Source organism: Streptomyces sp. NBC_00829 (assembly GCF_045161795.1).
Classification (GTDB): domain Bacteria; phylum Actinomycetota; class Actinomycetes; order Streptomycetales; family Streptomycetaceae; genus Streptomyces.
Window position 1 is genome coordinate 112,980 of the sequence record NZ_CP108867.1, and the last position, 14,927, is coordinate 127,906.

At 69.5% G+C, this 14,927-nt stretch carries 14 protein-coding genes and 1 pseudogene; 9 read left to right on the top strand and 6 right to left on the bottom strand.

The features are described 5' to 3' along the window. Positions 1 to 378: 378 nt before the first annotated feature. Positions 379 to 1,107, bottom strand: coding sequence for a DUF6193 family natural product biosynthesis protein (locus tag OG293_RS00375; RefSeq protein ID WP_405996719.1), 729 nt, complete (start codon positions 1,105 to 1,107; stop codon positions 379 to 381). A 57-nt stretch (positions 1,108 to 1,164) separates the two neighbouring features. Between OG293_RS00375 and OG293_RS00380 the strand changes: the two genes are divergently transcribed. Continuing rightward, positions 1,165 to 1,470, top strand: a complete 306-nt coding sequence (locus OG293_RS00380; RefSeq protein WP_405996720.1) for a hypothetical protein — start codon at positions 1,165 to 1,167, stop codon at positions 1,468 to 1,470. A 210-nt stretch (positions 1,471 to 1,680) separates the two neighbouring features. On the opposite strand, the gene OG293_RS00385 is transcribed toward OG293_RS00380, so the two are convergent. Both OG293_RS00385 and mobF read right to left on the bottom strand, forming a co-directional pair. Beyond that, positions 1,681 to 2,706, bottom strand: coding sequence for a hypothetical protein (locus tag OG293_RS00385; RefSeq protein ID WP_405996721.1), 1,026 nt, complete (start codon positions 2,704 to 2,706; stop codon positions 1,681 to 1,683). Positions 2,707 to 2,993: 287 nt separating this feature from the next. After that, positions 2,994 to 4,961 carry a MobF family relaxase gene (gene mobF, locus OG293_RS00390; protein WP_405996722.1) on the bottom strand — a complete coding sequence of 656 codons (1,968 nt, stop codon included), beginning with the start codon at positions 4,959 to 4,961 and terminating at the stop codon, positions 2,994 to 2,996. 439 nt (positions 4,962 to 5,400) lie between these two features. Between mobF and OG293_RS00395 the strand changes: the two genes are divergently transcribed. From OG293_RS00395 to OG293_RS00430, 8 genes and pseudogenes are all read left to right on the top strand, one after another. Next, the gene (locus tag OG293_RS00395; protein ID WP_405996723.1) at positions 5,401 to 5,631 is read left to right on the top strand and encodes a hypothetical protein; all 231 of its coding nucleotides are present in this window, start codon (positions 5,401 to 5,403) and stop codon (positions 5,629 to 5,631) included. After that, positions 5,628 to 6,263, top strand: coding sequence for a hypothetical protein (locus OG293_RS00400; protein ID WP_405996724.1), 636 nt, complete (start codon positions 5,628 to 5,630; stop codon positions 6,261 to 6,263). The genes OG293_RS00395 and OG293_RS00400 overlap by 4 nt, the downstream gene beginning before the upstream one ends. Before the next feature lie 78 nt (positions 6,264 to 6,341). Further along, positions 6,342 to 6,707 (top strand): hypothetical protein, encoded by a 366-nt coding sequence (locus tag OG293_RS00405; protein ID WP_405996725.1) that lies wholly within the window; start codon positions 6,342 to 6,344, stop codon positions 6,705 to 6,707. Positions 6,708 to 7,224: 517 nt separating this feature from the next. After that, complete coding sequence (locus tag OG293_RS00410) at positions 7,225 to 7,686, top strand: DUF6192 family protein (RefSeq protein WP_405996726.1); 462 nt, start codon at positions 7,225 to 7,227, stop codon at positions 7,684 to 7,686. Then, complete coding sequence (locus OG293_RS00415) at positions 7,625 to 8,107, top strand: DUF6192 family protein (protein WP_405996727.1); 483 nt, start codon at positions 7,625 to 7,627, stop codon at positions 8,105 to 8,107. The genes OG293_RS00410 and OG293_RS00415 overlap by 62 nt, the downstream gene beginning before the upstream one ends. A gap of 3 nt (positions 8,108 to 8,110) precedes the next feature. After that, the gene (locus OG293_RS00420; protein WP_405996728.1) at positions 8,111 to 8,521 is read left to right on the top strand and encodes a RacP protein; all 411 of its coding nucleotides are present in this window, start codon (positions 8,111 to 8,113) and stop codon (positions 8,519 to 8,521) included. A 74-nt stretch (positions 8,522 to 8,595) separates the two neighbouring features. Then, positions 8,596 to 9,453: an IS5 family transposase gene (locus tag OG293_RS00425; RefSeq protein ID WP_405996729.1), complete on the top strand. Its 858-nt coding sequence runs from the start codon at positions 8,596 to 8,598 to the stop codon at positions 9,451 to 9,453. Positions 9,454 to 9,573: 120 nt separating this feature from the next. Then, positions 9,574 to 9,819 (top strand): annotated as a pseudogene (locus tag OG293_RS00430) (pyridoxamine 5'-phosphate oxidase family protein); the annotation flags it as partial. Between the two features lie 46 nt (positions 9,820 to 9,865). On the opposite strand, the gene OG293_RS00435 reads toward OG293_RS00430, so the two are convergent. The 3 genes from OG293_RS00435 to OG293_RS00445 all read right to left on the bottom strand — a co-directional run bounded on the left by OG293_RS00435 (position 9,866) and on the right by OG293_RS00445 (position 14,892). Continuing rightward, positions 9,866 to 11,554, bottom strand: a complete 1,689-nt coding sequence (locus OG293_RS00435) for a GAF domain-containing protein (protein WP_406003460.1) — start codon at positions 11,552 to 11,554, stop codon at positions 9,866 to 9,868. Positions 11,555 to 11,659: 105 nt separating this feature from the next. Beyond that, positions 11,660 to 14,323, bottom strand: a complete 2,664-nt coding sequence (gene adhE, locus OG293_RS00440; protein WP_405996730.1) for a bifunctional acetaldehyde-CoA/alcohol dehydrogenase — start codon at positions 14,321 to 14,323, stop codon at positions 11,660 to 11,662. An 89-nt stretch (positions 14,324 to 14,412) separates the two neighbouring features. After that, positions 14,413 to 14,892, bottom strand: coding sequence for a hypothetical protein (locus OG293_RS00445; protein ID WP_405996731.1), 480 nt, complete (start codon positions 14,890 to 14,892; stop codon positions 14,413 to 14,415). Positions 14,893 to 14,927 lie beyond the last annotated feature (35 nt).

The following is a 14,927-nucleotide window of genomic DNA, read 5'->3' on the forward strand; positions in this document are numbered from 1 at the left end:
AGTGCCTTCCGAAGTGGGCACCCAGGGAGCCCCCTTGGGCTTGCCCACCACGGGCCAGCCTTCCGGTGTGATCGGCCCGAGCGGTGCCGCTGCCCGGCCCCTCGGGTGGGTGGTCGTCATCGACTCGTCTCCTTCGCTGCCCCGGCCGGGGCGGTCGTTGCGAAGGAGCAGCGTGCAGGGGACCCCCTTGTCCGCGGTCTGACCGTGGCCGGTAGCGGACCTGGTCAAGGTTGTGGCCGCAGTTTGAGACTGACCGTTGACCACGTGGGTGGCCAGTTGAATTTCCCCGCCCCCGACCACCTGACGGAGAGTCATTTGACCGTGATGTTGATGACTGTCCGTGACTAGATTCGGCCTGCCGCTTCCTTCTCGGATGCGTCACTCATCCCGTTCGGCGGTTCCCGCAACAGCTGGACCTAGCCCAGCGGGGAGGTGGGACACCGCCGAAGCGACTGCCTCCTCAGCTGTGGCAGCCTCGCCGATCACGACGGAATGGGGATGCGTCATCACGAGGTACGGGCTGCCGTTGTGCGACGGAGCGATGGCCACCTCCACATGGAACGGGAACCCGGTGCACGAGCTGAAACCAAGCGTCCAGTGACTGGAGAACACGTAAAGCTGTCGTAGCCTCGGCTCGGCATGCGCCGCTTCCACCAGCTCGCCGAACGCAGGGAAATCCGGGGCCTCGGCAGCCTGTTCCCGCATCGTGCGCCATTGCAGCTCCACGACTGCTGCCGGCCCGCGTTCGTGGGCCTCGGCGCGCTCACTGACGTGCAGAAACGGCAGCCCAGCCCGCAACTCCCGCAGGCTCCTGCCCTGATCCCATGCCGCACCAGCCCTGACGACATCGGCCAGGTCGGGCGTGGCTCCGGTGATGAGCTCGACCCCCTGGCCCCAGCCGGAAACGCCGAACCAGCGGTCATCCGCCCCGATGTAGACGGACAGCGGCCTGCGCCCCGGGATTGACGAAGCGATGCCCGCCGAAACAGGGGACCCTCCATCGTGAGGCACCACCGTGAGATCGATGCCGAGTTCGGCGGCAAGCTGTTCCAGCGCGGCAGCCAGGCTGCCGACAGCAGCCAGGTCGGGATAGAGATCAGAGTTCACCTCCACAGTCTGCCGTCGCAACGCCACGTGAGGAACGACGATCAGGCGTGCAAGGAGATGGAACCGTGTGCGCGTGACTCCGTGTGTCCGCCGCTGCGGGGCGCCTGGCGAGCCGCTCGATCACGAGGCCGGCCGCCAAACGACTCCCGAAGTCACGCCGAAACGACTCCCGAAGAAGCCGACACAGCCAACTGGGCGACGGACTCCCCCGCCACAGCGGCGCTGGGCATCGCCCGCAGCGTCATCCGGTTCACCGCGAACGTCATCCCGGACGCCGACAATGGGTACACCGCCGACACCTTGGAGACGATGCGGGACGAGCACCTGGCGATGGCGGCGGCCTTCCACGGTGCGCACCAATAGCCGCACGCCGGATAGCCGGAGGGTGGGGGTGTCGTGCATCCACCCGGTGCGCGCCACTGGGTGGGGTGCCCGAACAACGCGTTTCCCCTTGACGTGTGTCCTGAACATGAAAGGAAGTTGCATGTTCAGGACACACGTCAAGGGGAAACGCGGGTGCGTCAGGGGCCGGCTTCTCGCACGCGGTGCGGGCCCGAATGCTGGGGGCGCGTTCTAGGCGGCTGAACGCTGGTGGTGGGCCGGTAGGGCCTGCGCGAGCCAGTTGGGGTCAGCACCTGCCGCGACCAGTCGCCCGTACTCATGCTCGGTGTCGCGGCCGGCGCGGACGCGACGGAAGTGGATCCCGATCTCGCCGCGACGGCGTCCTCCCGTATCGAGGGTGTACCAGCAGTTGCGCTCTGCTCCCTTGTCGCAGTCGCACGGCTTGCACACGCAGTGATCGCGAGTGGCTCGAAGCGGCATTCCCCATACCGGGTGGGTCAGGTGTGCGAGGAGCGCCTCATGGTCCATCGGGACATCGTGTTCGTAGCGCAGCTCGAACTTCCAGCCCAGTCCGTGCGGCCAGTACTTGAGGGAGTAGGGCTTGGTCACTGTGTGGAAGAGAGCGATGCGGCGGAGCAGGCCGCTGGCGACCCACGCGCTGTCTGCTTGCTCCTCCCACCAGGTTGGATATGCGGCCAGGTAGGCAGATTCGAATGGGGTCAACGCGGGTGCGTCCCACAGTGGGAGCAGGTCGCCGTCGTGACATGAGGCCCTGTGCTCTGTGACGATGGTCCGCCACTGCTTGGGGTCCGGTCCGGTGATGGTGACGCGAGCGTCTGTGCCTACGAGCCCGAGGTGGAGGCCCGCCGTGTCGATCCCGAGGAGCCTGACCCCGGCGATGCCTCCCGGCTCTCGTCCTTCGTCCTCGTCAGGCCCGGTGTGCTGGGTCGGCAGCAGAGCCTGAAGGGAGTGCTCCGGCAGCGAGTGCTCGGGGCCGAGCTTGGGATCGACCTCCACGACCAAGTGGTCGGCGCTGGGACGGACGCGCGCGACGCCGGCGGGGTGAGCGCAGTAGTCGATCGTGCCGCCCAGCCGCTCGAACACGGCGGCCTCCAGGCGGGCCTGGTCCCGGCTGGCGGCCGGTACCGGGTCTTGCCCCTGGAGGGCTTGGAGGTGCTGGAGGCCGGCCTGGTGCCCGAGGCCAGTGCATCGGGAGCGGTAGCGGGCCTTCTGCGTGAGGAGGTGTCCGTGACTCATCAGCGTTCCTGAACTGCGGACCGTCCGGCCCCGGTACGCACAGGTAGGTGCGAACAGGTTGGGTTGTGCGGCATAGGGTCGGGGCCTGGCTCCTTCGCGTCCGTCGTAAGACATCGGGGCGTCTGGCCGGAGAGCGCCCTGCGGATGCTGGCCCACCGATGGGGGCCGCCCAGCAGTGTGCTGTCAGGAGGGCCCGCCGGTACAGCTGGCTTGCCGCTGCGGCAGCTCATTCATCCGTCTGGGGGGACGGTGCCGACAGCTTTCCTCCATGCGCCCGGTGGGTGAACTCAGCGGCCAGGGCCGGCCTCTCGCCCTTGGTGCGGGTCCGGCTGCTGGGGGTGGTGCGTGCGTTGGTCGTCCTCGCGCGCCGGGTGCGGTGCGTCGGCGTCCTCCCGGTCGGCGTAGCGGTTCATGGTGGCGCGGGCCTGGTCGGCCGCCTTGGTGAAGACGTCCTGGAGACGGCGCAATCGTTCATCGGTGAGATCGAGGGCTTCCACGTCGGTGCGCGATGCCTTCAGGGCTCGCAGTGCCGTCAGGTCGATCCCCGGTCGTGGCCAGGCCTCCGGCTCCTGGTCGTGCTCGGGGTCGGCGTCCCGGGGCGCGAGCAGCTGCTCAGGCATCGCGGCCTGCTGGTGCGCGACGACGTCGTACGCCCGGCCCCGCACGGCAGTGGCGGTGCGCAGCTTCTCCCGCACCACCGCGCCGACGAGGACCGCACGGTCGTACTGCAGCGGGATCCGGGGGATCTCCCACTCCCCCGCGTCCTGGCCCGGGGGCCGGGGCGCAGCCGGCTCGCCGGGATCGGCCGGAGGTTGCCGGTCCGGGTCGGGTGCGGGGGTGGGTGGGCGGTGCCGGGCGGGGAGGTCGGACAGGGCCCATCGGGCGGTGTAGAGGCGGTAGTTGGCCTCCAGGCCGCGCGCGGTCTTCGGCTCGCTGATGTCCAGGCAGTGGGTGGAGATGGCGGCGGCCACGATCTGGTCGTCCAGGCCGGGGTCGCGGCGGCGGCCGCGCAGGACCAGGGCGAGGTGGCGGCGGGCTTCGGCGAGCAGGTGCCGTCGGTGGAAGCGGCCGCCGTCGTTCATCACGAACACCGTCGCGGTGACGTCGACGGCCGCGAGGGCGACGTCGACCACGGGGGCGACCCGGGCCCAGATCGCCGCAGCCGCGGCACGGGCGTACTCGAGGAGGGAGTTGATGATGTCGACGGCCACCCCGGAGGTGAGGATCGCACTCTCCTTCCACTCCTTGCGCAGCTGGGCGAGTGGCCGGGTCTTCTGCTTGGGCGGGCGGGTCTTGCGGGCGGCGATCTGGTTCAGCTTGGCGCGGGCCTTCTCCGAGACCACGGGCAGGAACCGCGGGGTGCCGTCGTCGTCGACGGCGGTGACGTACTCGTGCTCCAGCTCGGAGAGGCAGGCGGCGATCTGGTCGCTGCGCCGGGAGGTCCAGCGGATCAGTTCGTGCGGCACCCCGGCAATCTCCATCACCGGCCGGCGCCCCGGGGTGACGGTGCGCGGCTCGGTCGCCAGCCCCAGCGCCTCGCAGACCTCAGCGGCCACGAGTTCGTTGTAGAGCGCGGAGGCGGCGACGGTGTTCTCGTGCAGGGCCGTGGTGTGGATCGAACCCCACTTCCCGTCCAGACGCTGCCCCTTCACGGACAGCAGCAGATGGTCATGGAGCAGCGGCATCCCGGAGCGCGCCTCGTAGTGGCGGAAGCGCGCGGCGACCAGACCGCCGGGCGGCCGCACCCGGTAGATGCCGTCCTTGCCGTAGCGGATCACCGCGACCTCGTCCTCGATCCACTCCAGCACCCGCTCGATCGCGCGCTCATGCGCGGCCTCGATCACCCGGCGGGTCTCCTCATCCCCCAGCGCCCACAACAGGTAGATCGTCGGCTGCGGCCGGAAGACGAAGTCGACACCGGTGACCGTCACCCGGCGTCCGAGGGCGCCAGCCTTGAACGCCGTCTTCGGGGACTCATCCTTGGCGAGAAGGTCGGCCTCGATCCGGTCCGCGTACGGGTGCCGGCCCCGCTCGCCGAAGAGGTTCCGCAGCTGCGCCTCGGCGACCTCCTGCCCCGGCGTCAAACCGAGCACGGCAAGTCCCCGGCCTATCCATCGTCCGGCCGGGACGCCGGCTTGCTCCTGAGCCTCGCGCATCGGCGTACGGGCTGGGCGGCGGCCGTCGCCGACAACGGTCTGGCGCAAGAAGTAGCGGTACATCTGACCGGCTCGGACGATCCTGATATCCACTGTCATGGAGACCACGCCACACGGCTCTGACCTGCAAGGAAAGGCCGATCAGCGGCACGTCCCGCCAGGCGGGAGCAGCGGCCGAACTTTCTTCTCAGGAGCCCGCCAGGCGGGAACCTGCCCCGCACCGCGAGCGAATGTCATCGCTCTCCGGTCCCAACCCCACGCACCGGTGACTCACCACCGAACGCAATCAAGCGCGACCCAGCCCCTGGTGACCCAGGTTCACCGCACGCGCCCATCCGTACCCCGCCCTCGCGCCGGGGGGCTTCGTGCTTCCTGGAGGAGTTTTCGTGCCGACCTTCGAGACGCTCCCCGCTTCACCACCGACCTCCATCACCTCACCCCCGCCCAGCGGCGACGCTTCCGCCGCGTCGTCCTCGAAGCCTTCGTCCCCGACCTCCGCACCGGCCGGTCATTCCGGCCCGGCTTGCGCGTAAAGGGGGTGCGGGTCGCCCCCGGCGCCTACGAGCTCACCTGGGCGCCGGACCGGCGCGCCGCGTGGTCGTACGGACGGGAGCTGCGCCACGGACGCCACATCGTGTGGCGCCGGATCGGGACCCACTCCATCCTCACCGGCCCCTGGCCGGGCGTGGCCGTCGAAGGCGAGGGTCCAGCAGCGATCATGGATGGCCAGCATCACGCGGACTGGCCGTACTCGTTGGGCGGGACATGAAGCACTCCACCACCCCCCTGGACCCGCTGGCCGAGAGCGCGGTGATCGCCGTGTGCGCTCTCGCCGACGCCGCAGGACCTGAGCGGTGGAGCAGCGGAGCCTTCGAGGATGCGGCCACCGCGCTGGAGGTCCTCGCTGGGGCGCTGTCCGAGCTCAGCCCGGAGGCTTCTGAGCTCCTGGAGGTCGTCCCGGCCGCCGTCGCAGCGTTGCGTGAACAAGTGGAGCGGGCACCGGCCGTGGCCGTGCCATCCGGTCCGGCCGACCGTGTCGAGGACCCGGCGGTGCTGAGCACGGGCCTGCGGCGGGCTCTCGCCGCGCACGGCCTCTCTGGGCACCGGGTTCACCAGCTCGGCCCCGCTCTGCTGACCATCACGCTGGACGCGGCCCACGCCCAGGCCCTCGCCGTACTCCTCGCCGCCCGGCGTGAGCTCCCCCGCCAGGCGCTGGCTGCCGAGGACGAACCCCGGTGGGGTGCGGGGCCAGCCGAGACGGCCGCTGCCTCGCTCGCGGCGGCTCTGGTCGCCTACGGGCCGGGGACGTATGCCCGGGTCCTTACTTCCGGGCAAGTCACCGCTGGTCTCTCCCCGGCGGCGGCCCGGCAGGTGACCGACGTGCTGAGAAGCTGTGTCTGAGGCCTACATGACAAGACCAAGCGCCTCGGATGAGCCATCTATGCTGGCCCACAGCAGGACAGGGGGAAGGGGCAGCTGGTGGACTGGTTCTGGTGGGTTCTCATCATCTTCTGGACGGGCGGCTTCGGGTGGGCAGCCGAAAACGTCCGTACCGCACTACGCAATCGGCATGAACGCAAGATGCAGTTGCTGGAGGCGGCGAAGCAGGAACGGTTGGCCGTCGAAGCGGCTCACAAGCCGCCGGAGCCAGTGTGCGGATGCACGCACCATCTCGCTAAGCACGACAAGCAGGGCCAGTGCCACGAACGCGTCGAAGTGCCAACGGCCTGGGATGAGAACAAGAAGCCGCTGCGCTACGAGGCTGGCCAGTGCAACTGCCAGCAGTACGTGGGACCGCAGCCTCTGTCACAGGTCTTCGCGGAGGACCTGACTGACCTCGCCTGACCAGGATGGGCAGGGACGGTGTTCCCCGGCTGCGGCTGATCGTGGTCACGGGCGACGATGCGGGGCCGCGGTTGTGTCGTGGGTGCGGTGGTCCGCTGATGCCGTCGGCGAAGGCGGCAGCGGTGTTCTGTTCGTCGGCGTGCCGTTCGCGACACTGGCGTCGGCTGCGGCGGGCGCGGGTGCGGACCGAGGCGGTCCAGGCGGCCCGGACGGCGAACTGTCCGGAGTGTGGGGTGAGTTGGGTGGTCGGGGTGGACCATCCTGCCTCGGCACGGTGCTGCTCTCCCCGTTGCCGCAAACGGTCCTGGCACCGGCGGCGCACGGGGCGAGGCGGGGTGTGAGACCGCGCGCTCTGCTGTGGCAGGACTGCTCCGTGCGCCGGGCCGGTGCGCCCTGGCGACTGGTCCAGCACCGCCGGATGGTGCCAAGTGGCGGGTGTTTGCGGCAAGTTGACGGCACGAAGGGTGCCGCGCCGGGCCCGTGGGGGTGGGTGCGGATGTCCGCGATGATCGGGAGTGTGACCCGGGACCGTTACGACGAGCTGGTCAAGCTGGGGCGGGACTGGGTAGCCACGATGAGCGGCGTCCAGTGGCGGCTTGGGGATGCGGCCCTGGAGATCGAGCCGATGCGTTCGTATGGGGGTGTGAATCCGTCCGGGAAGGACGACCTGTTCACCGTCAGTGAGGCCATCCGGATGTTCGCGGAAGACGTCGGCCTGGCCTACACGACGGTCCGCGGCTACCGGTGGGTGTCCTCGCGCTGGCCGAAGGAGCGCCGGCGGGCAGATGTCTCGCACACCATCCACAAGGTCCTGGCGAGCATCCCTGATGAGCAGGAGCGTTTCGAGGCGGTCAACACCCCCCCCGCCCCATCCCCGGGGAGGCCCTGCGAGGTGGACGCACGACAGCGCGAAACGGGTGGTGGGCTGGAAGGTCGACTCCCCGGAGAGCGTCCAGGAGAAGGTGGAGGCGATCCATGACCTGGCCAGCGACGACGCGGTCGCGGCGGTGGTGACCGCCGACTTCCTGCGCCGTCCGACAGTTGCTTCGAAGGCCATGGCCGATGACACGGCCCGGCATGCCGTTAATGAGGCGCAGTTCGATCGGTTCCGTCAGCAGGCCCAGTTCGTGCACGAGGAGGCCGCCCCGCAGCTGCACCGCATGGAGCACAGCGCCCAGTTCATGGACCTGGTCGCGGCCTGCGCGCAGTTCGTGGCCACGGCCGGGAGGATCGTGCCGAACCTGCGCGGCGAGCACTACGACGACGGTGAACGCGAGACGATCGGGCGAGGGCTTTCGCGGGTACGCGCCGCAGCCGACTGGATCGAGAACGCCGTCACCCGCGGCGAGGTCGACCTCGACGAGCAGCTTCAGAAGCTGCTGAAGGGCTCGGGTGAGTAGGCGATGGGGCGGGGAGTCCCCGCTCATGTCCACGCCGAAGCCATCCTCAGCGCCCTGCTGGAAGCCCGTCCCGCCGGCCTGACCATCGTCCAGTTGATGGCCGCCACCGAACGCACCCGCGCCCAGGTCCACACCGGGCTCGCACATCTGCGCCAGGTCTCGGCCGCGACGGGCCTTCCGCCCGTGACCTGGGACCGGAAGTGGGGATACCGCATGCTGGACGACGCGCCGGAGGTGTGGATCGGCTACGAACGGGCGTTTTTCGAGGCCGTCCACCACCGGGTGGAGAACTTCGTCGCCGGGACCCTCCTCCCGCACCAGAAGAAGACCCCGAACGATCCCTACATCCGCACGGTCATGGCGCAGATGGGTGCGATCGAATCCACCCTTCAGCTGCTGGCCAATCTGGAGTGAACCGAAGCACGAGAGGCATCGGGCCGCGACCGCCCCGCAGTTGGCCCATCCACCGGTCGCGGCCCGGCATCGTCATGCTGCTGCCCCGCTACCGTTACCCCTCCGACACCAGTGACGTCGAATGGGCCCTGCTCAAGGGCTTCCTCCCCACTCCCGCTTGCCAGACCCCCAAGGGCGGGGCCCCGGAGAAATGGCCCCGGCGCCGCGTGGTCGACGCCATCCGCTACATCACCGATAACGGGGCGAAGTGGAGGGCGCTGCCCGCTGACTTCGGCATCCCGTGGCGCACCGTATTCGGCTACTTCGCCCGCTGGGCAAAGGCCGGCGCGCTCAAGCGGATCCTTGACCAGCTCCGCCGACGGTTGCGGCTGCGCCGTCAGCGCTGTGCCTGGCCGGTCCGGGTGATCGTGGACTCCCAGTCCGTCAAAGGTGCAGAAACAGTGTCGAACGCGACACGCGGATACGACGCAAACAAACACATCAATGGCAGGAAGCGACATCTCCTCGTTGACCAGGACGGCCTGCTCGTCGACCTGCTCGTCACCCCTGCCGACGTCCAGGACCGCGACGCGGCACGCATCCCGCTCGCCCGCCTCCACACCGAACACCCCGAAATCGTCCTGGTCTGGGCGGACAACGGCTACGGAGGCGAAGAGTTCAGCACCTGGGCCCAGGACACCCTGGGCATCACGATCAAGATCGTCCCCCGCCCCAAGGACGCCAAGGGCTTCGTTCTGCTGCCCAAGAGGTGGGTGATTGAACGGTCAAACTCATGGACAATGCGGGCCCGGCGCAACGCGAGGGACTACGAGCGACTGATGTCCCACGCCGAAGCTCACATCCAGTGGGCGTTCATCACGCTCATGTCGCGCCGCCTGGCCCGCCCCCGCCGCAAGACCGAGGCGTTGCCAGCCACCCTCGCAACCGTCTGAAGACCAACGTGCTGCCGTCGGCGTTCGGAACGGCGACCATCGACGCCCAACCGAACGGCAAACCGGATCACCATCATCCTCCATGCCCCGTGACCTGCAAAAGAGGATGTGACACAGCTTCTCACTTCGATCGTGGCACCGGCCGACGCGACAGGTGTCGTCGTGGCCTACGAGGCCGACGTGATCGACCCCGAGACCCATCTCGGATGGAGCGTCGTCATCACCGGCTACGCCCGCCGGGTCACGGATCCCGGGGACCTCGCCCGCTATGCGGCAAGGCTCAGCCCGTGGCTGGTCCATTCCGCCACGAACGCCGCTCTGCGCATCCAGGCCGACCTGATCACGGGTGCCAGGCTCAGGGTCTGAGAACGTTGGCGGCTTCCCCGTGCGCCGACCCGTCGCGGGAGTCCCTTCACGCCTCGCGGACAGTGGCGAGTGGAGCCCGCCATATGAGCCGGCTGCCGCCCTCGGCCGGAGTCCGGATGTCCAGCACGCCGCCCACGCTGCCCGCGCGTTCGCCGAGATTCTGCAGTCCGCTGCGCCTGCCGTCGGCCGGGATGCCCTTTCCGTTGTCCGTCACGGTGAGAACGACCTCGTCCGCCGTGGCCTGCAGGGACACCTCCACACGCGTCGCCTGCGCGTGCCGGGCGGCGTTGCTCAGCATTTCGCCGAGAGCTGCCATGATGTGGTCGGCCACCGCAGGAGGCACATCCGTGTCCAGCAGACCCTCCATGCTCAGGCGCGGCGGGAATCCCAGCGCCGCACCGGCTTCGCCGACGGCGCGGGCGACGCGCGCACGCAGACTCGGTCCGGTTTCGTCCTCCCGGGCCCGCAGGCCGAAGATCGTGGAACGGATGATCTTGATCGTTTCGTCGAGGTCCCCTACCGCGCGCTGCACACGCTCCGCGGCGCCAGCGTGCTCGACGAGACGCGCGGCGCTCTGCAAGGTCATGCCTGTGGCGAACAGCCGCTGGATGGCTAGGTCGTGCAGGTCTCGGGCGATACGGTCCCGGTCCTCCAGCAGCGCGAGCTGCTCGGCGTCACGCCGGCGCTCGGCCAGTTCCAGAGCCAGCGCGGCCTGTCCGGCGAAGGTCAGCAGCGGCTGCAGCTCCCCCTCGGTGAAGACGGGCTCGCCCTTGGCGCGTGCCAGCAGCAGAACGCCTCGGGTGTCCTTGGCCGCAGTCCCCAGGGGTACGGCCACGGCCGGCCCCAGGCCCTCGAACCGCGCAGGGCCTGCGGTGAAGCGGGCATCGTCGGCCAGGCCCACCGTCGTCACCGGCGTACCGGTCTGGTAGGCGGCGCCCGACAGGGTGCCTTCGATCGGTACCACCAGGCCCCGGCGTGTGTCGTCGTCGGCACCGACGGCGAGCTCGACGACCAGGTCGTCGGTCCCGGCGACGGGCACGGACATATCCGCGACTCGCGAACCGGTGATCTCCCGGGCGCGGCGGGCGATCAGTTCCAGGACCTCCAGCCGGGGCTTGCCGGAGAGCAGTCCGTTGGTGATCTCCGCGTTCGCCTGCAGCCACCGCCGCTGGCGCTGCGACGCCTCGTACAGCCGGGCATTGTCGATGGCCACACCTGCGGCCACGGAGAGCGTGGAGATCACCACCTCGTCCTCGGCGTCGAAGTCCTGGCCACCCCGCTTGTCGGTCAGATAGAGGTTGCCGAACACCTCGTCGCGCACCCGGATCGGCACACCGAGGAACGTACGCATCGGCGGATGATGGGCGGGAAAGCCGTAAGACGCCGAGTGGGCGCCGAGATCGGTGAGGCGCAGAGGCTCGGGGTTGCGGATCAGCTCACCGAGCAGCCCATGCCCGGCCGGCAGCGTCCCGATCCTGGCGATCTCCTCCTCCGTCAGACCGACGGTCAGGAACTGCGACAGCGTCCGTCCGTCCGGCCCGATCACACCCAGCGCCGCGTACTGCGCGTCGACCAGCTGAGCGGCGGCCTCGGCGATGCGCCACAGCACCTGGGTAAGGTCGAGCTCGCGGCCCACCGAGACCACGACTTCCAGAAGGCTGTGCACCCGGTCGCGCGTACCGCGAGCCGCGTTGATGCGCGCCTGCAGCTCTTCGAGCAGCTCGTCGAGCCGCATCTGAGGCGTACGTGACAACGACTCCTCGATGCTCAACGCGCCTCTCCTCCGCTTTCACCCGCTGGACGCGGACAGCCTATCGGTCCGTACGGGTGAAAACGGCGGCTAGGCGGAAGGCACGAGGTGTGGGTCGGCGTAAAATGCCGCGCGCATGATGTCCTCCATGTCATCGAGCATCGGCATACGGGGGTTGGCCGGTGCGCACTGGTCCTCGTACGCGTTGAGGGCCTGCTGAGGCAGGGCAGCCATGAATGCCGCTTCGTCGATGCCCAGGGCGCGGAACGACGGATGGATACCGACCGCGTCACGCAGCCGTTCCACCGCCGCGGCGTAGGAGGCCACGCCCTCGGCGGGTGTGGCGGCCGGCAGTCCCAGAGCGCGTGCGATGTCCTGGAACCGCTCGAGAGCCTGGTAGCTCTCGTACTTGGGCCAGCCCGTCAGCTTGGACGGGACGGTGCCGTTGTAGCGGATGACGTGCGGCAGGAGAATTGCGTTGGTGCGTCCGTGCGCGATGTGGAAGGTGGCGCCGAGCGTGTGGGACATCGCGTGGACGATGCCGAGGAACGCGTTGCCGAAGGCCATGCCGGCGATGGTGCCGGAGTTGTGCATCTTCTCGCGCGCCTTGCGCTGCCGGGTGCCGCCGGTGACGGACGCTTCGAGGTTCTCGAAGATCAGCTTGATGGCGTGCAGAGCCAGGCCGTCGGTGAAGTCGTTGGCGTAGACAGACACATAGGCCTCGGTGGCGTGGGTGAGGGCGTCGAAGCCGCTGTCGGCGGCGAGCGAGGCGGGCAGATCGGCGGTGAGCACCGGGTCGACGATGGCGACGCTGGGGGTGAGGGCGTAGTCGGCCAGGGGGTACTTCTTGCCGGTGGCCGGGTCGGAGATGACGGCGAAGGGGGTGACCTCGGCACCTGTGCCCGACGTCGTGGGGATGCAGACCAGGCGGGCCCGCTCGCCCAGGACCGGGAAGCGGAAGGCGCGCTTGCGGATGTCGGAGAACTTCTGCCTCATGTCGGAGAAGTCGACGTCGGGCTGCTCGTACAGCAGCCACATCACCTTCGCCGCGTCCATGGGGGAGCCTCCGCCGAGGGCGATGATGGTGTCGGGCCGGAAGTCACGCATCAGCGCCGCCCCTCGCTGTACCGAGTCGATGCTCGGCTCGGGCTCGACATCGTCGATGACCTGGATGGTCACCGGCTGGCGCCGCTGCTGCAGCACGCGGGTGACGCGGTCAACATAGCCGAGGCGGGTCATCGTGGCGTCGGTCACCACCGTGACACGGTGCACGCCGGGCATCGAGGCCAGGTAGCGGACGGCCTGCGGCTCGAAATAGATCTTCGAGGGCACCTTGAACCACTGCAGGTTGTTCTGCCGGGTCGTGACCCGCTTGATGTTGAGCAGTTGGGCCACCGAGACATTGTCGGAGACGGACGTGCTGCCCCAGGAGCCGCAGCCCAGGGTCAGGGACGGCAGGAGGCGGTTGTAGATCCCGCCGATCGCGCCCTGGGAGGACGGGGAGTTCACGATGATGCGCACGGTCTTCATCCGCCGCCCGTAGCTTTCGGCCAGGGCCGGGTCACCGGTGTGGATGACGGCGCTGTGGCCCTGCCCGTGGAAGGCGACCATACCGGCGGCGAGGTCGAAGCCCTCCTGGGTGGATCCGGCGCGCAGCACGGTCAGGACAGGGCAGAGCTTCTCACGGGTCAGCGGCTCGTCCGGCCCGACGCGGCCGGCCTCCGCGAGGATGAGGGAGGTGTCCGCGGGCACCGTGAAGCCGGCCCGCTCTGCGATCCACGCCGGGCTCTGCCCGACGGCCGCCGGGTTCACCTTCGGCTCACCGCCCGCCGGGCCGGCTGGGAAGAGGTACGCCTCCAGCTTCCGCTTCTCTTCGGCCGTCGCCAGGTGGGCGTGCAGACGGCGGAACTCCGCGAGTGCGTCGTCGTAGATGTCGGCGTCCAGGATGACCGCCTGTTCGGAGGCACAGATCATGCCGTTGTCGAAGGACTTCGACAGGACGAGATCGTTGACCGCCCGGCGCAGATCCGCGCTGCGGTGCACATACGCGGGTACGTTGCCCGCGCCGACGCCCACGGCGGGCTTTCCGGCCGAATAGGCGGCCTTGACCATGGCGTTGCCGCCGGTCGCGAGGATCAGCGCCACGCCGGGGTGGCGCATGAGCAGGCCGGTCGCCTCGATCGACGGGGTCTCAATCCACTGGACGCAGTGTTCGGGGGCACCCGCGGCGACCGCGGCGTCCCGGACGATCCGGGCGGCCTCGGCACTGCACTGCTGGGCGGACGGGTGGAAGGCGAACACAACGGGATTGCGTGTCTTCAGGGCCAGCAGGGCCTTGAAGATGGTGGTGGACGTGGGGTTGGTGACAGGAGTGACCGCGCACAGGACCCCGACGGGCTCAGCGATCTCGATCACGCCCTCGATGTCGTCGCGGGCGATGACCCCGACCGTCTTGGTACCGGCCATGCTGTGAGTGACATGCTCGCAGGCGAACATGTTCTTGGCCGCCTTGTCCTCGAAGACTCCACGGCCGGTTTCCTCCACCGCCAGCCGCGCCAAGCCCGTGTGCTGGTCCAAGGCCGCCACCGACGCCTTGGCGACGATATGGTCGACCTGCTCCTGGGTGAGGGACTCGAAGCCGACAAGTGCCTTCGAGGCGTTGTCCACCAGCCGGTTCACGGCGATGACCGTGTCGGACGGGACGTCCTCGGGACTGGTTCGCGGTGCGGTGTTCACCTGGTTCAGGCGAGTCATGGAAGGCTCCCTCGTCGCTGTGCACGGGCCCGGGTCGGCCGCCGTCGCGAGGGCCGACCAGGTGACCACCCGTTCGCCGGGGGGGTCGCTTACAGCCTTATGCCGAGCCGGTCGGTGACGGAGGTCCCAAAGGTCCCGGGCCCGGGCCCGATGGGCTCCAACTCCTGCCCGGTCAGGCGTTTCTGCGATCCCATCGCGGGCACTCGGGTCCACTCTCGCGCCCACAACTCGCTGCGGCGTCTGTCCAGCTGCCACCCCACGATCCGGCGGCCCGCCAACGCCAGGGAGCAGATGAACGCAGCAATCGCGACACCCGCCAGTACCGCGTCGAGCCGTGCGGCTGCCGCACTGACCGGCGCGGTGGTCACCGACCTGTGCATGTCGGTCCAGACGTCGACCCGTGCACCGCCCCTCGGTTGGCCGGTGACCGGCACCCGGCCGGTGCGCGCCGTGCCGTCGGGGGCAGTCCAGCGCGCGACGGCGCTGGCGCGTGTGGCCCCCGCGGCGGCGGGCGCGGCGTCCTCCACCAGCGTCGCGGCGGTGACATGCCGCTCGTGGCGCTCGTGCATCCTGGCGTCTCGGACCGCTTCGCACGCCACCGCAC

Coding starts and splice junctions, on each gene's coding strand:
- OG293_RS00380 (WP_405996720.1), top strand. CDS start 1,165: ATGGAACCGTGTGCGCGTGACTCCGTGTGTCCGCCGCTGCGGGGCGCC.
- OG293_RS00385 (WP_405996721.1), bottom strand. CDS start 2,706: ATGAGTCACGGACACCTCCTCACGCAGAAGGCCCGCTACCGCTCCCGA.
- mobF (WP_405996722.1), bottom strand. CDS start 4,961: ATGACAGTGGATATCAGGATCGTCCGAGCCGGTCAGATGTACCGCTAC.
- OG293_RS00400 (WP_405996724.1), top strand. CDS start 5,628: ATGAAGCACTCCACCACCCCCCTGGACCCGCTGGCCGAGAGCGCGGTG.
- OG293_RS00420 (WP_405996728.1), top strand. CDS start 8,111: ATGGGGCGGGGAGTCCCCGCTCATGTCCACGCCGAAGCCATCCTCAGC.
- OG293_RS00425 (WP_405996729.1), top strand. CDS start 8,596: ATGCTGCTGCCCCGCTACCGTTACCCCTCCGACACCAGTGACGTCGAA.
- OG293_RS00435 (WP_406003460.1), bottom strand. CDS start 11,554: ATGCGGCTCGACGAGCTGCTCGAAGAGCTGCAGGCGCGCATCAACGCG.
- adhE (WP_405996730.1), bottom strand. CDS start 14,323: ATGACTCGCCTGAACCAGGTGAACACCGCACCGCGAACCAGTCCCGAG.
- OG293_RS00445 (WP_405996731.1), bottom strand. CDS start 14,892: ATGCACGAGCGCCACGAGCGGCATGTCACCGCCGCGACGCTGGTGGAG.